The sequence below is a fragment of the Ruminococcus flavefaciens ATCC 19208 genome (genome assembly GCF_000518765.1).
In the GTDB taxonomy this organism is placed as follows: domain Bacteria; phylum Bacillota; class Clostridia; order Oscillospirales; family Ruminococcaceae; genus Ruminococcus; species Ruminococcus flavefaciens.
Window position 1 is genome coordinate 592,758 of the sequence record NZ_KI912490.1, and the last position, 22,208, is coordinate 614,965.

General features: G+C 45.6%; 18 protein-coding genes and 1 riboswitch. Of the genes, 10 read left to right on the forward strand and 8 right to left on the reverse strand.

What is annotated here, in order from left to right; genetic code table 11:
• Positions 1–242: 242 nt before the first annotated feature.
• Complete coding sequence (locus tag L870_RS0112690; RefSeq protein WP_028518461.1) at positions 243–938, reverse strand: GTP pyrophosphokinase; 696 nt, start codon at positions 936–938, stop codon at positions 243–245.
• 148 nt (positions 939–1,086) lie between these two features.
• Here L870_RS0112690 and L870_RS0112695 point away from each other — a divergent pair, with 148 nt between their 5' ends.
• The 3 genes from L870_RS0112695 to L870_RS0112705 all read left to right on the forward strand — a co-directional run bounded on the left by L870_RS0112695 (position 1,087) and on the right by L870_RS0112705 (position 3,340).
• Positions 1,087–1,722 (forward strand): GyrI-like domain-containing protein, encoded by a 636-nt coding sequence (locus L870_RS0112695; RefSeq protein ID WP_028518462.1) that lies wholly within the window; start codon positions 1,087–1,089, stop codon positions 1,720–1,722.
• 1 nt (position 1,723) lies between these two features.
• Positions 1,724–2,500 carry a PhzF family phenazine biosynthesis protein gene (locus L870_RS0112700; RefSeq protein ID WP_028518463.1) on the forward strand — a complete coding sequence of 259 codons (777 nt, stop codon included), beginning with the start codon at positions 1,724–1,726 and terminating at the stop codon, positions 2,498–2,500.
• Positions 2,501–2,617: 117 nt separating this feature from the next.
• Positions 2,618–3,340 (forward strand): MerR family transcriptional regulator, encoded by a 723-nt coding sequence (locus L870_RS0112705; protein ID WP_028518464.1) that lies wholly within the window; start codon positions 2,618–2,620, stop codon positions 3,338–3,340.
• Positions 3,341–3,398: 58 nt separating this feature from the next.
• Here L870_RS0112705 and L870_RS0112710 read toward each other — a convergent pair whose 3' ends face one another.
• A complete protein-coding gene (locus tag L870_RS0112710) occupies positions 3,399–3,962 on the reverse strand; it encodes a TetR/AcrR family transcriptional regulator (protein ID WP_028518465.1) in 564 nt (187 codons plus the stop codon).
• A 131-nt stretch (positions 3,963–4,093) separates the two neighbouring features.
• Between L870_RS0112710 and L870_RS0112715 the strand changes: the two genes are divergently transcribed.
• Positions 4,094–4,294: a DUF1858 domain-containing protein gene (locus L870_RS0112715; RefSeq protein WP_028518466.1), complete on the forward strand. Its 201-nt coding sequence runs from the start codon at positions 4,094–4,096 to the stop codon at positions 4,292–4,294.
• Between the two features lie 51 nt (positions 4,295–4,345).
• On the opposite strand, the gene L870_RS0112720 is transcribed toward L870_RS0112715, so the two are convergent.
• The 5 genes from L870_RS0112720 to thiD form a co-directional block, all read right to left on the reverse strand.
• On the reverse strand, positions 4,346–6,259 hold the full coding sequence (locus L870_RS0112720) for a hypothetical protein (RefSeq protein WP_028518467.1): 1,914 nt from the start codon (positions 6,257–6,259) through the stop codon (positions 4,346–4,348).
• Between the two features lie 48 nt (positions 6,260–6,307).
• Positions 6,308–6,790, reverse strand: a complete 483-nt coding sequence (locus L870_RS0112725; protein ID WP_028518468.1) for a GtrA family protein — start codon at positions 6,788–6,790, stop codon at positions 6,308–6,310.
• Positions 6,790–8,349, reverse strand: coding sequence for an NAD(P)/FAD-dependent oxidoreductase (locus L870_RS0112730; protein ID WP_028518469.1), 1,560 nt, complete (start codon positions 8,347–8,349; stop codon positions 6,790–6,792). Before L870_RS0112730 ends, L870_RS0112725 begins: the two co-directional genes overlap by 1 nt.
• A gap of 636 nt (positions 8,350–8,985) precedes the next feature.
• The gene (gene thiC / locus L870_RS0112735) at positions 8,986–10,299 is read right to left on the reverse strand and encodes a phosphomethylpyrimidine synthase ThiC (protein WP_028518470.1); all 1,314 of its coding nucleotides are present in this window, start codon (positions 10,297–10,299) and stop codon (positions 8,986–8,988) included.
• A 35-nt stretch (positions 10,300–10,334) separates the two neighbouring features.
• Positions 10,335–11,138: a bifunctional hydroxymethylpyrimidine kinase/phosphomethylpyrimidine kinase gene (gene thiD, locus L870_RS0112740; RefSeq protein WP_028518471.1), complete on the reverse strand. Its 804-nt coding sequence runs from the start codon at positions 11,136–11,138 to the stop codon at positions 10,335–10,337.
• A gap of 295 nt (positions 11,139–11,433) precedes the next feature.
• Positions 11,434–11,537: riboswitch (TPP riboswitch) on the reverse strand.
• A gap of 142 nt (positions 11,538–11,679) precedes the next feature.
• On the opposite strand from thiD, the gene rbr reads away from it, so the two are divergent.
• Genes rbr through L870_RS18690 form a run of 4 tightly spaced genes read left to right on the forward strand, consistent with a single transcriptional unit; the run spans position 11,680 to position 15,043 of the window.
• Positions 11,680–13,017, forward strand: coding sequence for a rubrerythrin (gene rbr, locus L870_RS20075; protein WP_028518472.1), 1,338 nt, complete (start codon positions 11,680–11,682; stop codon positions 13,015–13,017).
• A gap of 30 nt (positions 13,018–13,047) precedes the next feature.
• The gene (locus L870_RS0112750; protein WP_028518473.1) at positions 13,048–13,800 is read left to right on the forward strand and encodes an EFR1 family ferrodoxin; all 753 of its coding nucleotides are present in this window, start codon (positions 13,048–13,050) and stop codon (positions 13,798–13,800) included.
• Positions 13,801–13,804: 4 nt separating this feature from the next.
• On the forward strand, positions 13,805–14,245 hold the full coding sequence (locus L870_RS0112755; protein WP_028518474.1) for a hypothetical protein: 441 nt from the start codon (positions 13,805–13,807) through the stop codon (positions 14,243–14,245).
• A gap of 18 nt (positions 14,246–14,263) precedes the next feature.
• Positions 14,264–15,043: a TraX family protein gene (locus L870_RS18690; RefSeq protein ID WP_051411558.1), complete on the forward strand. Its 780-nt coding sequence runs from the start codon at positions 14,264–14,266 to the stop codon at positions 15,041–15,043.
• Positions 15,044–15,407: 364 nt separating this feature from the next.
• On the opposite strand, the gene L870_RS0112765 is transcribed toward L870_RS18690, so the two are convergent.
• Entirely contained in the window at positions 15,408–18,005 is a 2,598-nt protein-coding gene (locus L870_RS0112765; RefSeq protein WP_028518475.1) for a discoidin domain-containing protein, read from the reverse strand.
• A 577-nt stretch (positions 18,006–18,582) separates the two neighbouring features.
• Here L870_RS0112765 and L870_RS0112770 point away from each other — a divergent pair.
• Together L870_RS0112770 and L870_RS0112775 are read left to right on the forward strand one after the other, a co-directional pair.
• Positions 18,583–19,287 carry an ABC transporter ATP-binding protein gene (locus tag L870_RS0112770; RefSeq protein ID WP_028518476.1) on the forward strand — a complete coding sequence of 235 codons (705 nt, stop codon included), beginning with the start codon at positions 18,583–18,585 and terminating at the stop codon, positions 19,285–19,287.
• Positions 19,288–19,291: 4 nt separating this feature from the next.
• Positions 19,292–22,027 (forward strand): ABC transporter permease, encoded by a 2,736-nt coding sequence (locus tag L870_RS0112775; RefSeq protein ID WP_028518477.1) that lies wholly within the window; start codon positions 19,292–19,294, stop codon positions 22,025–22,027.
• Positions 22,028–22,208 lie beyond the last annotated feature (181 nt).

Genomic DNA, 22,208 nt, shown 5'->3' on the forward strand with positions numbered 1-22,208 from the left:
CTTGTTTTAATAATTCCCCTGATATATTTTTCCATTTTATCAAGTTATCAAACTGATGATTTATTGTTTTAAATAAATAACATTACAGTGTTGATAACCATTTATTATGTATAATATAGCACAAAAATGAGCAGATTGCAACTGATTTTTTGAAAAAATAGTGTAAAATATAACGATTTTTGTTATTTTGTATTGCATATTACCAAAAAGACCACTCTCATATCATGAGAGTGGTCAGTATTTCAGTCACTTTCTATTATATTTTTGATATCCTGCATACGTGAGTCCCATTCTGCACTTTGATCTGCACATTTTTTCAGCTCGTCCGCAAGGAGATTGAGCTTGAAGGGCGGGAGATTTTTCTTATATCTCAGCTTGTGTTCGAGACTTGCCCAAAAGTCCATAGCAATAGTTCTCAGCTGTACCTCAGCTCTGACGAGACGCTTTTCGTTTTCGAGGAAGATCGGCACTGCTACGATAAGATGCAGGCTTCTGTAGCCGTTTGCCTTGGGATTTTGTATGTAGTCCTTTTTCTCAATAAGAGTAATATCGTCCTGCTGCAAAAAGCAGTCTGCCAGTCTGTAGATATCCTGCACGAATGAGCATACCACGCGTATACCTGCAATATCGCTGACATTGTTTTCAATAGCTTCGATATTCCGCGGTATATGCCTTGAAAGCAGCTTTCGGAATATGCTTCCGTAGCTCTTTATTCTCGACTGTATGAACTCTATGGGATTGCTTTCGCCGTTCAGTGAGAACTGCTCGTTGAGTACGCGGAATTTGGTCTCTATCTCCATTATTGCGCACTTGTAATATGTAAAGAACTGCTGCATGGAAATCATATTATTCTCAACGGAACGCAGAAATTCCGCTTCTGACATTTCCTCCTCCGTGAGCTCGTGCAGCCCTCTTGTTATTTCGTTTTTAAGCTCCATTGTTTTACCTCGCATTTTATGTTCGTTATAAGGATATTATACCATTATTAAATGTAAAGGTCAATCGGAGCAGATGCTTTTTCATTTGTTTGACACAGAACTGTCAGCTGTGGTATACTAATTATACATTACTGAGAGGAGCATAGTCATGGCTTTTGATTACAAAAAGGAATACAGGGAATACTATATGCCGAAGAACAAACCGCATATAGTTGAGATACCGTCAATGAACTTCATTGCAGTCGGCGGAAAGGGTGATCCCAACGAAGAGGGCGGCGAGTACAAGCAGGCTATAGAGCTGCTGTACGGTATCGCTTATACTATCAGGATGAGCAAAAAGACCGACCACATTATCGACGGCTATTTCGACTATGTTGTTCCGCCCCTTGAAGGCTTGTGGGAGCAGGAGGGCAGAGTCGGTATCGATTACAGCCGCAAGAGTGAACTAAAGTGGACAGCTATGATAAGACTTCCTGATTTTGTCACAAAGGCGGACTTTGAATGGGCGGTGGAGCAGGCTGCAGTGAAGAAAAAAACGGACTTTTCTAAGGTTGAGTTTATGACATATAAAGAGGGGGTCTGTGTTCAGTGTATGCATACGGGCTCTTATGATGACGAGCCTGCTACAGTCGAAGCAATGGACAGCTATGCTGACGGCATGGGCTATGATATCGACATAGACCACAGCCGCAAGCACCATGAGATATATCTTTCAGACCCGAGAAAAACAGCTCCCGAAAAGCTGAAAACAGTTGTACGTCACCCGATAAAGAAGAGGGGATAAAATGAAACAGTATATAGTTGACGCTTTTACGGATAAGCTGTTCGGCGGTAATCCTGCGGCTGTCTGTGTTGCGGACAGCTTCCTCGATGATAAGCTGATGCAGGACATAGCCTCTGAAAATAATCTCTCGGAGACTGCCTTTGCCGTAAAGGACGGGAACTCATACAGGCTGCGCTGGTTCGCGCCCAAGGGTGAGGTGGACTTCTGCGGTCATGCTACTCTCGGTGCTGCATTTGTGCTGTTCGGCTTTTATGAAAAGGACAGCGAGAGTATAGTATTTGAGACTGCAAAAGGCAGAATTGATGTCAGCCGCAGGGGAGAGCTTATTGAAATGGACTTTCCTGCATACGCTCTTGAACACGTTGAAATAACCGACAGCATGATAGAAGCTTTAGGGGCGATACCGCTTGCCGCATACCGTGACCGAGATATCATGTTCGTGCTGCGTGATGAAGACGAGGTACGGTATTTGCAGCCTGACCTCGAATTGCTCTCACTGCTTGACTGTGCGTGTATAGCTGTGACAGCAAAGGGCAGTGAATACGACTGTGTATCAAGAGTTTTTGCTCCGAAATACGGTATACCCGAGGATCCCGTTACAGGCTCGGCGCACTGCATGATAGCCCCCTACTGGTGCAGGAGACTCGGCAGGGACTCTATAACAGCATTTCAGGCATCATTGCGTACAGGAGTGCTTAACTGTACAGCCTGCGGAGACAGGGTGAAGATATCAGGAAAAGCGGTGCTGTTTTCGGCTGCCGATATAAAAATCAGATAAGGCGATATGTACAAATCATAAGCGTTTTTTTGTGAGTTCCTACAAAGATGAAAAATACTATTGACTCTCACGTTACGTCATGGTCTATACTGAGATCACACGAGAGGAGTGGATAAGATGATGACAGTCAAGCAGGTCAGTGAGCTGACGGGAGTGAGTATACGCACTCTGCGATATTACGATGAGATAGGGCTGCTGCCCCCTGCGTCACATACCGAGGGCGGATACAGGCTGTATGACGATACGGCACTGGAAAGGCTTCAGCAGATATTGCTTTTTCGCGAACTGGAGTTTCCGCTCAAAGATATAGTGCGCATAGTGAGCAGTCCCGATTTCGACCGTAAGAAGGCTCTTGAGCAGCAGATAGAGCTGCTGGAACTGAAAAGGAAAAGACTTGACGAGCTTATCAGCTTTGCTCGGAGAATTAAAATGATAGGAGTGAGAGCAGTGGATTTTTCTGCATTTGACACATCAAAGATAGACGAATACACACAACGCGCAAAGGAAAAGTGGGGCAGCACTCAGGCTTATGAGGAGTTCTCACAGAAGAAGCGTTCGGACGAGGAGAATCAGCAGGTCATGGAGGACTTTATGCAGCTTTTTGCCGACTTCGGAAAGCTTAAAGACGGCAGTCCCGAAAGTGATGAAGCACAGGCAATGGTGAAGAAGCTTCAAGGCTTTATAACCGAGAATTTCTATACCTGCACAAATGAGATACTCAGCGGACTTGGCAAGATGTACGAAGCTGACGGAGAGTTCAGAGATAACATCAACAGTGCAGGCGGCAGGGGAGCAGCAGAATTTGTATCAAAGGCGATTGTTGTATACTGCGGCGAGTAAGCGTGATAAAATAAAAAAGGGACTTTCATAGTCCCTTTTTCATAAGAATATGTATTTGTCAGTGCTTTTCGCTGTTGAAGTTTTTGAAATAAAGTCCGCCGTAAAGACTGAACATAAGATTTTTAAGGAAGCTGACATCTGCCTTTGCGCCTGTGAGAATGTAATTCTTTGCGATGCTGTTCATGCCGCTGGCAATGAAGTCAACGATAAATATCCTGTTTTCATCGGAAACATCACTGATAAAGTATTTGCATTCCATAAGCGATCTGTACTGCACATCATAGAGAAAATGTATCATATCGTTATTGACAAGCAGGGATATTATATGGCGTTTATCGACAATATAACGGCTGTAGCCCTCGCAGAAGCTGCGGAACACAGCTGAGTGGCATGAAGTGAGGCTTTCTTCCGGAAGGAAACAGCAGTTATGGCTCAGCTCATATATTATTACGTTTTCCTTTGTGCCGAAAAGGGAATAGAAGGTCTGGCGCGATACCTGAGCTTCACGGCACAGGTCGCTTACGCTTATATCATTGAAAGACTTTTCTTCAAGAAGTCTCAGAAGTGCTTCGGAAATAAGCTTTTGTGAGAGTAAAGCTGATTTGTTGCTGCCCTGATACATTGACAAAATACCTCGCTTTGTAAAAGTTTATTGAAGCTCCTTGACAAATGTCAAAGAGTATGATAATATTATAACAAGGGATTAGACATTTGTCAAGCCCCTTTTAACTGAATTTTACGGAGGTCAAAAATATGGCACAGGTTACTAAGGATACAAAGATAGGCGAACTTCTTCAGCTCGATACAGACGTATCACCGATCCTTTTCAGCATTGGTATGCATTGTCTCGGATGTCCTGCATCTCAGGGCGAGACTATCGAGGAAGCAGCAATGGTACACGGCGTAAACGCTGACGAGCTCGTAAACGCTATCAATCAGAAGCTTGCTGAATAATATCGGAATAATACCCAAAACAAAAAGGACACTTCAAGTGTCCTTTTATTTTTATACTATGTTGTGATCGTAGACCAATATCGTGAACTCGGTAGAGTTGATCTCGGCAGTGAGTGTAGTCATGGGACGATCGTTTTTATAATCCTCAGATGACATGAAATCCTTTTTTTCCTGTCCTTCCAGTATCAGGAAGTACAGACGCTGAAGGGGATCGTCATTATACCATTTTGTTGATGACTGATATCTTCGTCTTGAAACGCCTGTTTCGTCGATATAGACATCGCTCACCTTTACTTTTCCGCCGGATATAAGGGTAACGGAGTTTGCGTTCCAGAAAGATGAATAGCCCTTTGTAAGACCGTGTTCGTAAAGGTAGCCCGAGAGCTGATACCATGTGTTCTGCTTGTAGCCGTCCTTGGGCATTTTCATAACATTTGACACGCCGAGATATCCTGCGGCAAATACAGGGACAATGAGCAGTGATACCAATCTTGAGCAGTCTGCTTTTGCAGAGACAGCCCAGCATACGAACAATATGCTCAGTATAAGGGAAGTTCCAACCATAGGAGTAAGTCTCCAGTCGGCAACTGCAAGGACTCCGCAGATATATCCCATAAGGACTACGGCTGTTACAGCCCAGTGCATCCAGACCCATATGCGCATCATTCTGCCCTTGCGGTCGTTTCCGTACTTTTTATAGCAGAAGGTTGCAGCTATAGGAAGTACAGCCAGCATCAGAGCTGATATAATGTATATCAGGTTCGGTACGCCCTCTTTATCGGTGAACATGATATCGGGCATATCCTCTACACCCAGCAAACGAAGCCATGCGAGAGGCAGCTTCTGAACATGGGATATCCATGAGCTCATTTCCGAAAATTCTGAGTTTGCGTCCTGATAACGAGCCTGCATATTTCCGAGGAGCAGGTTGTTTATGAGAGTTCCGGCTATTGTCATTATGAGAAATACAAGGGCACGGAAAGTTACAAGAGCTGTCCTGCCGCTTAAAATGCTGTATTTCCTGTTGATGAACTGTTCAATGAATATTGCGCCTGCAAAGGGGATTGCAAACAGAGTAAAGCCTGTTATGCCGTCCATTCCCGTAAGCAGCATGAATACGCACAGACACAGGAAAATGACCAGCTTGTGCAGAGAAGCTCCTTTTGCGTTTTTGCCCTCTTTTTTCAGTTTCCTTTCCCTGTTTCCGACTGACAAAAGCCTTGAATAGAGAAATGCGCCTATGACAAGGAAGAGTATACCCAGAGAGTAGTAGATAGTATGTCCCCAGAATATCTCTCTCAGCTTTGGCGTGACAAGAGTTATTGAGATGAAAAGGGCTGTACCAAAAAAGCCTGCGGAAGTGCTGCCTGTGATCTCTTTTATCATAAACAGCATAAAGAATGTAAGGATAATGAAAAAGCACAGCATACCGCCCACATGAGCAGTCATAGTCAAGCCGAATATCTTTACCAGCGGTATCATGATCGTACTTGTGCTGAACGGCAGGAAGCAGGCGTAAGTGAAGTCAGGGTCATAAAGCTTGCCGCTTACTACCGAGGCGTTTGCCCACAGTATAGTGTCGGTACAGTCAGCGTGGAATTCATATCTTGCTGCGAAAACGATATAATATACCGCAGAGGCGACAGTACATATGAATACGAAAAAAGCGGCTGCAAAGAGGATCGTATCTCCGAGGAGATTTTTCTTTGAAGGTTTATCAGTGCACGATGCTTCAGCGCTGACATCGGCTGTGTGCAGTGTGTCCGTGTCGGGAGCTTCAGCTTCCGTATCTGTTTTTTCTTCGGGGAGCTCATCATTCTGCTGAGCAGCTTCTTCCGTAAGGTCTATGACCTCTTCTGCGGTATCGGAAGCCGTTTCCGTAAGGTCGATGATATCGTCGGAAGGTGCTTCCGCAGCTTCGTTATTATCTGTATCGTGAAGTTGTGTCTCGATCTCTTTATCCATTATATTACCTCAAAATACGGGAACGGGCAGCAAACGCTGCCCGAACTGTTATTTATTATCTTTTTTTGTATAGAGCAGTATCTTTCTTGCGAAGAAATTCCAGAGGAATGAAACTGCTGTTGAAACTACCTTTGCTATTATCTGGAAGAGGCTTGTCTTATCGCCGATCCATATCTCGAAAAGCTTGGTGATGCCGATAGTTATGAGAAGTCCCACAACACCGATAGCCGCAAAGCTCAGAAACTCCACAAGCTTGTTCTCGACCTTTGAATTCTTGAATATCCATAGGGTGCTTATGAGATAGTTTACTGCAAGACCTGCAATGAAGGAAAGGGAATTGGCTACCCAGCCGAATTCCTTCTGTTCTCCGAAAGCAAATCTGAACAGTATATACGACAATGCGAAGTCTACAACGAAAGCCAGTCCGCCCACAAAAAGATAGCGGAAAAACTGTATCAGAGTATTGTCCGTATCGCCGACAAACAGCTTTTTGAACTGTTTATCGCGGAATATCTGCTTGATCTCGTCCATTACTTCTGCTTCTCCTCGTGGTATTCCTTTTCTGTATTGACGTTCCAGATAGCAGACTTGTCTGTGCTGCCGCTCTTGATAGCCTTTACAGCCTCGAAAGAGGTTACCATAGAGTGGTCGATATTGTTGTATCTGTGCTGACCGTTACGTCCTACACAGTAGAGGTTCGGGATAGTATCGAGGTAGCTGATGAGCTTGTCCATTTCCTCGTATGTGTCGAAGTAAGCAGGATAAGCCTTCTTTACCTTTTCCATATGTGTGTCGATAACTTCGTCTGCGCTGTCGATAAGACCAAGCTTTACCATTTCCTTTACGCAGAAATCGGAGAACTGCTCTTCTGTCATGTTCCAGAACTTGTCGCCCTCTGTTACGAAGTATTCAAGACCTACCCATACAGTGTGACCGAGATCCTTTACCATGTAAGGTGACCAGTTGTTGTAGATCTGGAAACGTCCCATTTTAACTCTTCTGTCCTGAACGTATACCCAGCAGTCTGGCACGATATTGCCCACAGTTTTCATAGTTGTCTTGTTCTTGAGCTTGAGCTTCGGAACGAGGACACCGAGTGTCATATAGTCACGGTATGGAAGTCCTGCTGCGATACGAGCTGCATCTTCGGGAACATCGTTCATACCTGCAACAAGGTCCTTGACAGGCATAGATGAGATAACGCAGTCGCCGTTAAGAGTGATCTCCTGACCGTCCTTAACGTAAGTAACGCCTGTAAGGTTATTGTTTTCGTCCTTGTGGAGCTTCTTTACTCCTGCTTCCATGATGATAGTACCGCCAAGCTTCTTAACTTCATCGGCAGTAACCTCCCAGAGCTGTCCGGGACCAAGCTTAGGATACTTGAATTCCTCGATAAGTGAGGTATTTACCTTACGGTTCTTTACCTTGAAGAGCTTGCCGAAGAAGTCCTTGATGATACCTACGATAGACAGACCCTTTGTACGCTGAGCACCCCATGAAGCGTCGATCTCGCTCGGGTGTCTGCCCCAGAGATTCTCGGTGTAGTACTCGAAGAACATGGAGTAGAGCTCCTTACCGAAGCAGTTGATGTAGAAGTTTTCAAGATTTGTCTCAGGGCGCTTGTGGATAGCAGCCTTCAGGTAGCTGAAGCCTACCTTGAGAGTTGTGAAGAAGCCGAAGTTCTTGATAGTTTCGGGCTTGAGAGATACAGGATAATCATAGAACTTGTCATTGAAGAGGATACGTGAAACTCTGTGTCTCTTGAGCATTACGCGGTTTTCCTTCTGAGGGTCTGGACCGCCTTCCTCAACGTTAACGTGTCTCTTGAGGTATTTATCGTCAGATGAAGGTGAACCCTGAACAGGGAGCATATTGCTCCACCAAGCGTTTACCTCAGGTATTTTTGAGAAGAAACGGTGACCGCCCATGTCCATGCGGTTGCCCTTGTAGTTTACGGTTTTGGAGATACCTCCGATAGCGTTTGTTTCTTCGAGGACAGTTACTTCGTACTCTCCCGAGCCGTCTTTAAGCAGCTCATATGCGGCTGTAAGACCTGCAGGTCCTGCGCCGATGATAATTACTTTTTTCATGCCTGTATTTCCTTTCCGCGGAGACTGATACTCCGAAATATACTACATAATTTAGACGTAAAAGTTTGCAGAAACTCTCACTGAAAAACGGCTTTTTTCCTTTATTATAAGTATAACGTACTTAAAAAGCCGATACTATAAATTACATTATACCACATCTGAAAATAATAATCAAGTAAAAACTTCGATTTTTATGCCTCATAGCTATTAGCAGTGCATATATGACAAAAACGAACAGCGTAATTTGTTCTTAGTGCATAGTGGTTAGCCGTTAGCCCTTAGCAAGTGAGTAGAAAGTAGAAAGTAGAAAGTAGTAGGGGCGGCGTTTCGCCGCCCGTCAACCCCCGATACAGGTTACATGAGCGCACTGTAGGGACGCGCATTGCGCGTCCGCCAATTACGTATAAACTCCAAATGACACACTGTAGGGGCTGATGCCTACATCAGCCTGACGAAATCCAACGAGACTCGAACAGGGCGATGTGGGCATCGCCCCCTACACATGGCTATTCATCATTCGGGGATTATTTACGGGCGAGGGTCACTCGCCCCTACAATCTACTCACTAATCACTAACCACTTGCGAAGCCAAAAAAACCGAGCCTGTTATTTCAGACTCGGTAATATTTATAAGACTTATTTTTCGGTGCAGAACTCCACCTTTTCGCCGTTGAGTATCATATTTGTAGTTCTTACAGCGCACATCTTTCCGCACATTGAGCAGGTGTGTCTGTCAGCAGGAGGAGTGCTCTCGAAGTATGCGCGAGCTTTCTCGCCGTCAACAGCTATCTCGAACATCTTGTCCCAGTCTACTTCGTGACGTGCCTCAGCCATAGCGTTGTCGCGGTCTGTGGCATGAGGGATACCCTTTGCGATATCAGCAGCGTGAGCAGCAATAAGGCTTGCGATGATACCTTCCTTAACATCGTTCGTATCAGGGAGTCTCAGGTGCTCCGCAGGAGTTACATAGCAAAGGAAGTCAGCTCCGCTTGCAGCAGCGATAGCACCGCCGATAGCAGAAGTGATGTGGTCATAGCCGGGGAAGATATCAGTTACGAGAGGTCCCAGTACGTAGAAAGGAGCGTTATGGCAGATACGCTTCTGGAGCTTCATATTAGCAGCTATCTCGTTCATTGCCATATGTCCGGGACCCTCAACCATTACCTGAACGTCCTTAGCCCAAGCTCTTTCAGTGAGTGCGCCAAGCTCGATAAGCTCTGATATCTGACCTGCGTCTGTAGCGTCGTCTATACAGCCGGGACGGAGTGCGTCACCGAGAGAGATAGTGCAGTCATACTCGCGGAGTATATCGAGGACCTCGTCATAGTGCTCATAGAATGGGTTTTCGTTGCCTGTCATCATCATCCATGCAAAGAGAAGTGAGCCGCCGCGTGAAACGATGTTCATTTTACGCTTGTCTCTGCGGAAAGCCTCAACTGCACGGCGATTGATGCCTGCGTGTATAGTCATGAAGTCTACGCCTTCTTCTGCGTGAGCGCGAACGACTCTGAGAAAGTCCTCGGCAGTTATTTCCAGAAGATCTTTTTCAAGATAGCCGATAGCATCGTACATAGGAACAGTACCTATCATAGCAGGTGATTTTTCAATGAGAGCCTTGCGGAAAGTGTTTGTCTTGCCGTAGTTGGAAAGGTCCATGATAGCCTCTGCGCCGAATTTGAGAGCCATGTCCACCTTTTCCATTTCGATGTCGTAGTTCTTTGCGTCACCTGAGATACCGAGATTAACGTTTATCTTTGTACGCATTTTTGTACCGATACCCTCCGGAGATATTGACTTGTGGTTTACGTTGCAGGGGATACAAACCTCGCCCTTTGCAACGAGTGCGCGAAGCTCCTCAGGGTCTATATATTCCTTCTTAGCGACTATTTCCATTTCGGGAGTGATTATGCCCTTTTTAGCCGCTTCCATCTGTGTGTGGTAATTCTTCATTTTGATTTCCTCCGATAAATAATTTTTGATTTGAATCAAGCTTCCTTTGCAAATTCACCCGTAAGAGCGAAAGCGTGGTTCATAGGACCGCTGCCATTTCCGAGATCGAGCATAGCAGCCAGTGCGCCCGAGATGTAGTCTTTAGCGCGTTCCACTGACTTTTCGAGAGTGAAGCCCTTTGCAAGATTAGAAGCGATAGCACTTGAAAGTGTACAGCCCGTACCGTGAGTGTTGGGATTGTCTATGCGTTTTCCCTTGAACCATGTTGAACTGCCCTTATTCCACAGCAGGTCGTTTGCGTCATTGAGACTGTGACCGCCCTTGCACAGCACTGCGCAGCCGTACTTCTCACCTATGATCCGAGCAGCCTTTACCATATCCTCCTGCGAGGATATTTTCATATTCGCAAGTATCTCCGCTTCGGGGATATTGGGAGTGACCACTGCTGCAATGGGGAGAAGCTCGTTTTTGAGAGTCTCTACAGCTTCATCAGCGATAAGCTTTGAACCGCTTGTTGCTACCATAACAGGGTCTACAACTATGTTCTCAGCCTTGTATCCGCGGAGCTTTTCGGCGATAGTGCGGATAAGCTTGTCGGAGGATACCATGCCTGTCTTTACTGCATCGGGACGAATGTCCGTAAATACAGCATCAAGCTGCATGGCTAAAAATTCAGGCGATACCTCCATAATACCTGTTACGCCGGTCGTGTTCTGTGCGGTGAGAGCGGTTATTGCGCTCATGGCAAAAACACCATTCATGGTCATGGTTTTCATGTCCGCCTGAATGCCGGCGCCTCCGCAGGAATCGCTCCCTGCGATAGTTAATGCTGTTCTCATTATAATTGCTCCTTCTGACATATTCGGACTTTACGTCCCAGCATTAATTTTGTATAGCGAGACAAGGTGGTGCCCCCGATGTCCCGCGCAGCGTGAAACTGCCCCCTTGCCACGTTGTCGCTCTCAAACTCGCTCACTTTATCGTTAATCGTTAAACGTACTCGCAAACGGTACAATGCGCAAAATGAAACGTGAACCAATCTGTAGGGAACGCCGCCCTCGGCGTTCCTTGAAATGAATATGACAATTTATAGCGCTCACGCTGCAAAAAAGGTGCGCCTGCACAGAGACACACCTACATCACATAAGTATTTCCCTACGTTGGCATTATCCAAATCAGGTAAGGTCGGAGTTTACAACTCCCTCTCAGCCTGTTCACAAGCTCCCTTTTACAAATATTATACCACATTGACCGAAAAAGTCAAGAAGGCAAAATATTAACAAAATATACTTGATTATTGTCAAAGTCTTTGGTAAAATTAATATATGGTATGAAATACATATCAATTTTTTAATTTGAAATAAATTGGAGGTATCTATCATGGACAAGAAAGCAATGTACAAAATAAGCTATGGACTTTTCGTTGTGACAGCAAACAGGTACGGCAAAGACAACGGCTGCATCACAAATACGCTGGCTCAGATAACTTCTATACCGAACAGAGTAAGCCTGACAGTGGCAAAGAACAATCACACTCACGATATGATACTTGAAACAGGCAAATTCACAGCCTCTGTTATCAGCAAAGATGCTGATTTCGGACTGTTCAGGCATTTCGGCTTTCAGTCGGGACGAGATGTGGATAAATTTGCGGATTTTTCCGACTGCAAACGCGCAGAAAACGGTACTCTCATAATCACAAAGGGCACGAATGCATTTCTGTCCTGTTCCGTATGGCACAGCATAGATCTGGGTACACATACCATGTTCATTGCAAATGTTGAGGATATGGAAGTCCTCAGCGATGCTCCTTCCGCTACATATGAATACTACCAGAGCAATATCAAGCCAAAGCCCGAAGCTGTGGGAACTACTGCCGACGGTCAGACTATATGGAGATGTGTTATCTGCGGATACGAATATGTGGGCGATGAAGTCCCCGACGACTTTATCTGCCCTATCTGCAAGCACGGAAAGGCAGATTTTGAAAAGTTAAAAGATGCTCCAAAGAATAACGCAGTACCCGTTGGAAAGACCGAAAGCGGCGAGACCGTATGGAGATGTACTGTATGCGGCTATGAGTATATCGGCGATGAAGTACCTGCTGACTTTGAATGTCCTATATGCGGTGTGGGTGCAGACCAGTTCGAGCTTATAAGCTCCGCACCTGCCAAGAGCAGCGGAAATAAATACGCAGGCACAAAGACCGAGAAAAATCTCCTTGAAGCTTTTGCAGGAGAGTCTCAGGCAAGAAACAAGTATACTTACTTTGCTTCTGTTGCAAAGAAGAACGGCTATGAGCAGATAGCTGCACTGTTCCTGCAAACTGCCGAGAACGAAAAGGAACACGCTAAGCTCTGGTTCAAGGCTCTGGGCGGCATAGGTACTACAGTTGAAAATCTCAATCAGGCTGCTGACGGCGAGAACCACGAGTGGACGGATATGTATGAGAGAATGGCAAGGGAAGCAGACGAAGAGGGCTTCCACGACCTTGCCGAGCAGTTCCGCGGCGTAGGAGCTATCGAAAAGCACCATGAGGAGAGATACCGTGCTCTGCTTCATAATATCGAGGCTATGGAAGTGTTTAAAAAGAGCGGCGTAACTATGTGGGAGTGCAGGAACTGCGGACATATCGTAGTCGGCACGGAAGCTCCCGAGGTATGTCCTGTATGCTTCCACCCGCAGAGCTATTTCGAGGTAAGAAAAGAAAATTACTGATAATATCTGACATAAAAGGGGAATGAGGGTATGATCGTTTATTTTTCGGCTACAGGCAACAGTAAATATGCCGCAGAGCGTATTGCTGACGCACTTGGCGACAGGGCGGTATCGATCGAAGAGAAATGCTATGATATAACCCTGAAGGAGGACGAGTGCCTGGGCATAGTAACTCCTACTCACTGGTGGGCACTGCCAATACCTGTAAGGGCTTTCCTGAGAAATCTGAAGCTTCACAGAAGAGGCAGCCACTATATCTTCGTGGCTTCCACCTATGGAACTACTCCCGGTTGCAGTGCAGAGGAGACACGCCATATACTGAGAGAAAAGGGCATAAGGCTCAGTGCGGCTTACAATATCAAAATGCCAGATAACTGGACTGTCACCTTTGACCTTTCCGATCACGAAAAGGTTGCAAAGCAGAACGAAAAGGCTGAGGTCAATATCGACAGGACTATCGCCATGATACTCCATAAAAAGAAGGGCAATTTCACAAGACTGAGGACTCCTTATGCTATTTATCCGTTTACGGATAAGGTTTTCGCAAAGGTTAGAAGCACCAAAAATCTTTCCGTTGACGACAACTGCAACGGCTGCGGTCTGTGTGCAAAGAAATGTCCCGTAAACGCTATAGAGATGCGAGATGGCAAGCCCGTCTGGGTAAGGGACAGATGCGCACTGTGTTTCCGCTGTCTGCACCATTGTCCCCAGTTTGCAATACAGTTCTGGAAAGGTGCGACTAAAAAGCATGGGCAGTATACAAATCCCAATGTAAAGGTCTAATAATATGTATAAAAAGCAAAAACTATCTGTTATTCTTGCGGCAGTGCTGGTATTTGCATCAGGCTGCGGCAAAAAGACAAAAGAACCCGATAAAAAAGTGATACCAAGCTGCACAATGGCGGTATACTCCCATTACGACGGCTGGGGAGAGGACGGACATTCCCTCGGTGAAGGCGAATTTGACGAGACCTTTACCATAAAGTCGGGAGATATTTTCTACGAGACCCGTGACGGTCACTGGGTAACGGAGCAGCGTGACAAAAATCCCTATGATGTCATTGCTGAAATAAAGTCCGTAAGTACTGACGGTATAGTATGGACTTATAACGGAAACGAGTGCAGTACAAGATTTGACAGATGCTCGGAAGTTTTTTCAATGTATACGGTATATGACGGTATAAATTACGATTACAAGGTAACATTCTCGGACTATTCGGAAAATTAATAAAGGAAAATATCTCATATGACAGAAAACACAAAACCCAAATACAAAATATTCAACCGCGACATGATGAAATGTCTTGCTATATTCATCATGTTCTGGGGACATCTTATAGGCTGGGCAGTGCAGTATAAGTACGGTGATGTCAAAGCATTCTATACTCTCCCTATGTGGGAGTACATAGTTATATACACTTCGCTGATCTGTCCGCCTGTTATGTTCTTTTTTATCGCAGACGGCTACAAGTACACTCACGACAGAAAAAAGTACGCGAAGAGACTTTTTATATTCGCCTGTATAACTCAGCCCTTTGACTGGCTGTGCTGCCATAAGTTCAGCGGCTGGTGGCATACCAATGTTATATTTACATTGTTTTTCGGACTCCTTGCTATTATGGCTTGGGAGAGCAGATACAAGCTCTGGCAGAGGATACTGCTGGTGATACTCTGTGACGGTATGACACTGCTGATACAGTCCGACTGGATGGCTTTCGGAGTGCTGTTCATACTGTTCCTGCACATCTTCCGCGACAAGCCTAAGGCAAGATGCATAGCCTATATGATCCTTATGTGTCTGCATTTCCTGCCTAATCTGTTCAGTCTCGGCAAGGTGCCGACAGGCAGGCTTATCATTCAGATAGCAGTAATGATGCTCATGTTCGTGCTGGCTTATCTGTGCATGACAGTATTCTATAACGGCAGAAAGGGTAAGCACCCCACACTGGCGAAATGGTTCTTCTACGGCTTCTATCCGCTCCATTACCTGATAATATGGATAGTTGCGGTTGCTATAAGCAGTTAAATCTGGATTATATGCAATAACTTGCCGAGCGTATGAATGGGATTCCAAAGGGACTATGTTCCTTTGGCAGAGTCCAGAGGCAGAGCCTTTGGTCGCTGTTCCCAGTTTTTAAAGAACAGCGAAATAATACGAAGGCGCATCGCAAGGGTGAATTCCGAAAACAATCCAGTGAATTGTTTTCGGAAGAGGGACGCCTTGCAAGAGAAGGCGTCCCTATAATGGGACATCGAGGACGCCGTCCCCTACAACGGAACGCCGAGGGCGTCGTTCCCTACAAATGTAAATTATGATTAATCTTAGCAAGCAAAAATACAATGCTCAGAAGTAAAATAAAAAGGCACTCAACTGAGTGCCTTTTTTATGCTTATTGACTTATGAGGAGCTTGCGGAGTAAAACAAGGTCGAATACATCTACTGTATAATCGTGGTTCATGTCAGCGTTGTCTGCGGTTATTTCCTTTTCAGCTCCGAGGAGGAATTTTTGCAGCATTACAAGGTCGGCAACATTCACAGAAGCATCGTTGTTCACATCGCCTTTGACCACGGTGCTGGTCAGTCCGTAAACTGCTATCTCAGCCACGTTGCACAGGTACACATCGTCATTGTTAAGCGGACTGGTCGGTGCGCCTGTGGGAACTTCATATCGGATATATCTTGCGGAAAGATTTTCAAATTCGTCTGTATAATTCATCTTGAAGGTAGGCTTATTTTCAATGGTATAGACCTTTTTCCAGTTGGTACCGTCAGTGGATACACTGAAATATCCGCCTATCATTCGTGCTTCGTAGCCGCTTCTCGGACAGTATGCGATAGTGCCAATATTGCAGACTTTTCCAAGATCAAGCTGAACATATCCGCCTTCAAGTCCGTCAAAATAGGTATTCATATTGCCGTCGTAAGCCTTTTCAAATGTTACGGAAGCAGTGTCCTTCCACGAGCCGCTTCCCGTACCCGAAACGGGTTCAAGCTTATCATACTTCGGACGTGTGGAGCTTTGTCCGTGAGGGACTCCGAACAGAGCTATCTCTGCGATATTTGCGCAGTACGCGCTGTCCTTGTTGTACTCGTTCTTGGGTGCTCCCGTTGGGACTTCATAGCGGATATAACGGGCTGTGGTGTCGCCTGAAAGAGCTGTTACGTAGTGCATACCCGATGAGGGCTTGTTCTTTACAACGTATATCTCCGACCAGTTAGTACCGTCCTGAGAAGCGAGAAATCTTCCGTCAGTCATACGGTACTCATAGCCGCCTCTCGGAGCGTATCCCAGAGCTGTAATGTCATATAGCTCGCCTAAATCAGCCTGTACCCAGCCGTCGCTGACACCGTCAAAGTAAGTTGCTGTACTGCCGTCAAATGCCTTTGTGAAGTTTGTTGAGGAGTCGCTGTTCCATGAGTCTGAGCCGCTGAGCATAGACGAGGATATTGCTATCTGATCGGTAAGAGCGGCACCGCCTTTAACTCCTTCGATGATGTAAGTAGTTACGGACTGCTTTGCAAGAGTGACTTCAAGAGCATTGCCCTTGAGGTCGATAGTATTCAGCGACTTCCATGACTCGGAATTGCTTGTACGTATAGGCTGAGCCTTAGTGCCCACTGTATCAAAGCCTGAGAGGTCAAATACTATCTGCTTGTCCGATGAACCGTCGTTTGTGGCAACAATAACAAGCTTGTTGTTCTCCTTGTCAAAGGCTGTGACGCAGTTATTGCCGGATTTCAGCATTGTCATACCCGGACGGATATAGCGTGAGAACTGCCCCATAGAGTAGTATTTCTTGGTAAGGATAATATTGTTGTTGTCATGGTCTGCAACAGCAAGTCCCCAGTAGCCGCCCTGAGTATTTACCATGCCTTTGTCCTTGTTGCCGTTCATACCCACTGAGGAGATGTGGTTGTCAATGACCTGCCACAGTATCCATGCCGAGGAATTCAGCTCGTTGAGGTCAAGGGTTATGCGGTCTGCAAGCCATAGTCCCGCACCCATTTCGCCTGCATTTGTACCTGCTGTAGAACCGCCGTCAACCTCGCTCATCCACAGGTTTCTGCCTGCCTTTATGGCAGTTTCTTTAAGCTCGGCACGTTTGCTTCCTCCGTAGGTGTGGGTGTCGATACGTCCGATAAGAGCCCTTGTTGCGGCGGACATATTGTTCCATGAGCTTATTGCCGTATCTATTACGGACTCGTCGTTGGCGCTTATGATGATATCGTTGAGCCCGCGCTTTTTCAGAGACTTGGAAAGCTCCTGATAAATAGTGTCCATAGACTTGCCCTGATCGAAGTGGCAGCCCTCCTGCTTGTTGCTGTATGCGCCCCAGTAGTTGGTGTACGGCTCATTCATGGGCGTTATGCTCTGTACGTGTATGCCCCACTCCTTTTCGTAGTGGGCAGTTACTTCGGCGAGGTATTCTGCGAAATCTGTGTACTTGTCATCGCGGAGGTTGTTCTTGCCCGAGTCCTTTGCACCTGAGCTGCATCCGCTGTTTGTCATATAATAAGGCGGAGAGTTGGAGAACATCTCCACTATCATGTCATCGCCTGCGGCTTTGATGCATCTTTGAAGTACGTTGCGCTGATTATAGTCGGCAGTCCAGTCGTAGGTCACATTGCCGTTGTTGTACTTCGTATAGCCCGGCATATTCGAGTCTGTTCTGGTTATGTGAGTGTGGGAGGGATCATCGCCGCCGCCTATGTTGAAACGTGCGATGTTGAGCCCCAGTCCGTCAGGACTGAAAAATGTATCTGCTGCCTGCTGTGCCAGAGTATCGGAGTAGCCGACTCTGTTTGCCCACCAGCAGAGAGAAGTGCCCCAGCCCTCGAACTTTCCGCCGTTTATGTCGTATACATCGTAGGGAGAAACATTTACTATGGTGGCTGCGGCTGCTTCCTGAGCAGGCATGACAGTCATCATCGTCGATAAAATAGCTGCTGCGGCAGCCGTTGAGAATATCCGCTTGAATAGCTTCATATGGATTTACCCCTTTCTGTATTGGTTATCTATCATTATACACAATTATTTTAGAAATGTAAACACAAATTTTTAGGAATATGGTGAAAATATGATGTAAATTGATTTTACAATAGTGTGTTCAGCTGTTTACTTTACAGAATCGGTGATATGTGATATAATAAATGCATACTAAATAACCGCCGAAAGGCGGTTATTTCCACGAACATAGTTCGTGGAGCGCAAATTTTTTTTAAAAGTAGGAAATTTGCGCATTACATTTATTCATGTTAAGCTCATTTTGCCCTAAAGGTCAAAACAAGGTGCAAGAAAAAGATGGATATAGTTATTTTTTCTTGCACCTTGACAACTAAAAATTGACTTTATAACTCAAAATGAAGTCAATTTTTAGTTGTTGAGCAGACATTAATTAACAGGTCGGTATGTGAAGCCGTGCAGAGGCGGAGCTTTACTCCGCCTGTCGGTTTCAGGACGAAAAATAACTGTTTTGCAGTATGCTTAGCTGAAACCGACGGACGAGAGCGTCCCTGCACGGCTCAGTGCGGCTTACTATTTCAGTGGGAAAGAAAGGTCAATTATGAGTTCTTACGTTGAGTTTAAAAATGTCAGAAAGACTTATAAGACAGGCGAGGTAGAGATAAATGCTCTCAGCGACGTAAATTTCGAGATAAATAAAGGGGAATTCTGTGTAATAGTCGGTGCATCGGGTGCAGGAAAGACTACTATACTCAATATCCTCGGCGGTATGGATACACTTACTTCGGGAAGCGTATTCCTTGACGGTACGGAAATATCTGCACTGAACAAAAGGAAGCTTACCGCTTACAGACGCTATGAAGTGGGATTTGTTTTCCAGTTCTACAATCTTGTGCAGAACCTTACTGCTCTTGAAAATGTGGAGCTTGCCGCGCAGATATGCCGTGACCCTCTTGACGCGGGAAAGGTTCTTGAACAGGTGGGACTTGCCGAGCGTAAGGCTAATTTCCCTGCACAGCTTTCGGGCGGTGAGCAGCAGAGAGTGGCTATTGCCCGTGCTCTTGCCAAAAATCCCAAGCTCCTGCTTTGTGATGAGCCTACGGGAGCTCTCGACTACGAAACAGGAAAGGCTGTACTGAAGCTTTTGCAGGACACCTGCCGCAAAAACGGCATGACTGTTGTGGTGATTACCCATAATCAGGCGCTTACTCCAATGGCTGACCGTATCATAAAGGTCAAGAACGGAACGGTATCAAGTGTTCGTATGAACGAGAATATCGTTGATATTGAAGATATAGAGTGGTGACGCTATGGGTTCGGCAGTAAGAAAAACAACTCTCCGCGAAATCCGCGGAACTTTCGGAAGATTTTTTGCCATCATGGCTATTATCGCTCTCGGAGTCGGCTTCTTTACAGGCGTAAGGATAACAACTCCCGCAATGGTGGATACAGTCAACAGATTTCTTGAGGAAAAGCAGCTCTACGATTACCGCCTGTTGTCGTCACTTGGCTGGCAGGAGGAGGATATTGCGGACTTTAAGAGCCGTCCCGATGTGAGAGCGGCTGAAGGCGCGTACAGTCTTGATATAATCACGGCAGGAGCAAGGGAGTATGTTTTCAGGGCGCATTCCCTGACGGATAATATAAACGGAATAAAGCTTATTTCAGGAAGAATGCCGCAGGCTCCCGATGAATGTATAATGGAGAACGGAAAGGATAGTTTCCCTGTAGGTACTTCTTTTTCTATTTCCGATGAAAACTCGGAAAGTGTGAAAAACGCTCTGAAAAGCAGTAAATTTACTGTTGTCGGAACTGCGGATTCATCAATGTACATCAATTTTGAGCGAGGTACAACATCAGTCGGAAACGGCGAGATAAACGCTTTTATCTATCTGCCCAAAGATGCCTTTGACCTTGATGTATACACGGAAGCATATATCCGCTTCGATCAGGACTATACCATATATTCCGATGAATACGACAGCTTCATGGACGGCAGGGACAAGCAGTGGGAGAGCATAGCGCAGTTCCGTGCGGATATGCGATACGACGATATTTATTCCGAAGCTGAAAGCAAGCTCAATGACGGAAAAAGTGAGCTTGAAAAAAATCGCAAAGAGGGACGTGAAAAACTGGACTCCGCCAAAGCCGACCTCGACAGCGCGAAAGCTCAGCTCGATGAACAGCTTGCTCAGCTTGAACAGATAAAAGATGTTATGCCTGAGCAGTATGCTTCGGGTATGGAGCAGTACAACAGCGGTCTTGCCGAATACGAAAGCGGACTTGCAGACTACGAAAGCTCCCATGCAGATTTTGAAAAGCAGATATCCGATGCGGAGGCTGATATACAAAAGGGCGAGACCGACCTTGCGAAGATGAAAAAGCCTGAGGTGTTCGTGCTTGACAGAAATACCAATATCGGCTACGCCTGCTTTGAAAACGACTCCGAGATAGTTGCGCAGGTGGCAAGGATATTTCCAGTATTTTTCATACTTGTGGCAGCTCTGGTGTGCATGACCACTATGAGCCGAATGGTTGAGGAACAGCGAACTCAGATAGGCGTATTCAAGGCTCTGGGATATTCCGAGGGTACAATAATGGGTAAATTCATGTTCTACTCTGGACTTGCAGCCCTCATAGGCTGTGTACTGGGCTACGGAGCAGGAACATATCTCTTCCCGAAGATAATCTGGACGACCTATGAGCTTATGTACCTGAAACTGCCAATGCATTATCTCTTTGACAAAAAGCTTGCATTTATCGCTCTTGCGGTATCTCTTATATGCTCAGTCGGTACAACATGGTTCAGCTGCCGAATGGAGCTTTCGGAAACTGCCGCAGGACTTATGCGTCCCAAAGCTCCGAAAGCAGGAAAGCGAGTATTCCTTGAATACGTGGGCTTTATCTGGAAGCGCATGAAATTCCTGCATAAGGTCTCTATACGTAATATTTTCAGGTATAAGAAGCGTTTCTTTATGATGATACTTGGCATCGGCGGCTGTACTGCACTGCTTGTCACAGGCTTCGGACTCAAGGACTCCATTGCAGATTTTGCTGAGATGCAGTATGGTGATATTCAGGTAGCAGACGCTTCTGCATCACTGAGGAATTTAGGAGAGGCGCTTCCCGAAGAGCTTGAAAATGTCTTTGCGGAAAACACCTCAGACTATTCTCTGCTCTACACAGGCACATGGGATCTGCTCTATGGGAAAAAGGTCAAGAGCGTAACCGTAAATGCCGCCGAAAGCTTTGAGGGAATGGATAAATACTTTAAATTCAGAAGCATGGACGGAATCGAGCTTGCTCCGCCTGCCGACGGTGAGGCGATAGTAAGTCACAGTATCGCAGAGCGTTACGGCATCAAGACAGGTGACACTATGAAGCTGCGCGATGAAAATATGCGTGAGCTTGAAGTAAAGGTAAGCGGAGTCTTTGAAAATCATGTTTACAATGTGGTGTTCATGGGCAGAAAAACTATGGAGCAGCAGCTTGGCGAGAAACTGCCGATAAACTATGCTTTTCTCAACTTCAGAAGCGGTGCGGACACCTATAAAACTACTGCTGCACTTTCTAAAAACGGCAATGTTACGGCAGTTCTTGTGTTTACTGATCTGAAAGAAAGACTCAGCAAGATGATGAGCAGTCTTGACTATATCGTTCTCATCGTTATAATCTGTGCCGCGGGACTGGCATTTATCGTACTCTATAACCTGACGAATATCAATATTACCGAGCGTGTCCGCGAGATAGCTACGATCAAGGTACTGGGCTTTTTCAGGCGCGAAACTTCATCATATGTGCTTCGTGAGAATGTTGCCCTTACCGCTATCGGTACGGCAATAGGACTTCTGCTCGGCATATTCGTTCACCGTTTCGTTATGGCACAGATAAGAGTGGATATGGTGGATTTCAGTGTGCGGATACTGCCGAAAAGCTTTATTTACAGCATAATTCTGACATTTCTTTTCACCTTTATAGTCGATCTTTTCATGGAGATTAAATTAGAAAAAATAAATATGGCAGAGTCACTTAAATCTGTAGAGTAGATCAGATTAAATCATGCTTGCAAACTGCTTAAACAAATGGTTGAAATTTACTCTCCCCGCAAAGAGGGGAGAGTTTTTTTGTATAACTCTAACGAATATGGTAAAACCAAACTACAGAATATTGACTTTTTGTCATTATTATGCTATAATAATTACGAACTAAGAGAGTTCAGGGGATAGG

Bases quoted from the DNA above. Each gene is read 5' to 3' on its own strand.
- L870_RS0112690 (WP_028518461.1), bottom strand. From the start codon at position 938: ATGGAGCTTAAAAACGAAATAACAAGAGGGCTGCACGAGCTCACGGAG.
- L870_RS0112695 (WP_028518462.1), top strand. From the start codon at position 1,087: ATGGCTTTTGATTACAAAAAGGAATACAGGGAATACTATATGCCGAAG.
- L870_RS0112700 (WP_028518463.1), top strand. From the start codon at position 1,724: ATGAAACAGTATATAGTTGACGCTTTTACGGATAAGCTGTTCGGCGGT.
- L870_RS0112705 (WP_028518464.1), top strand. From the start codon at position 2,618: ATGATGACAGTCAAGCAGGTCAGTGAGCTGACGGGAGTGAGTATACGC.
- L870_RS0112710 (WP_028518465.1), bottom strand. From the start codon at position 3,962: ATGTATCAGGGCAGCAACAAATCAGCTTTACTCTCACAAAAGCTTATT.
- L870_RS0112715 (WP_028518466.1), top strand. From the start codon at position 4,094: ATGGCACAGGTTACTAAGGATACAAAGATAGGCGAACTTCTTCAGCTC.
- L870_RS0112720 (WP_028518467.1), bottom strand. From the start codon at position 6,259: ATGGATAAAGAGATCGAGACACAACTTCACGATACAGATAATAACGAA.
- L870_RS0112725 (WP_028518468.1), bottom strand. From the start codon at position 6,790: ATGGACGAGATCAAGCAGATATTCCGCGATAAACAGTTCAAAAAGCTG.
- L870_RS0112730 (WP_028518469.1), bottom strand. From the start codon at position 8,349: ATGAAAAAAGTAATTATCATCGGCGCAGGACCTGCAGGTCTTACAGCC.
- thiC (WP_028518470.1), bottom strand. From the start codon at position 10,299: ATGAAGAATTACCACACACAGATGGAAGCGGCTAAAAAGGGCATAATC.
- thiD (WP_028518471.1), bottom strand. From the start codon at position 11,138: ATGAGAACAGCATTAACTATCGCAGGGAGCGATTCCTGCGGAGGCGCC.
- rbr (WP_028518472.1), top strand. From the start codon at position 11,680: ATGGACAAGAAAGCAATGTACAAAATAAGCTATGGACTTTTCGTTGTG.
- L870_RS0112750 (WP_028518473.1), top strand. From the start codon at position 13,048: ATGATCGTTTATTTTTCGGCTACAGGCAACAGTAAATATGCCGCAGAG.
- L870_RS0112755 (WP_028518474.1), top strand. From the start codon at position 13,805: ATGTATAAAAAGCAAAAACTATCTGTTATTCTTGCGGCAGTGCTGGTA.
- L870_RS18690 (WP_051411558.1), top strand. From the start codon at position 14,264: ATGACAGAAAACACAAAACCCAAATACAAAATATTCAACCGCGACATG.
- L870_RS0112765 (WP_028518475.1), bottom strand. From the start codon at position 18,005: ATGAAGCTATTCAAGCGGATATTCTCAACGGCTGCCGCAGCAGCTATT.
- L870_RS0112770 (WP_028518476.1), top strand. From the start codon at position 18,583: ATGAGTTCTTACGTTGAGTTTAAAAATGTCAGAAAGACTTATAAGACA.
- L870_RS0112775 (WP_028518477.1), top strand. From the start codon at position 19,292: ATGGGTTCGGCAGTAAGAAAAACAACTCTCCGCGAAATCCGCGGAACT.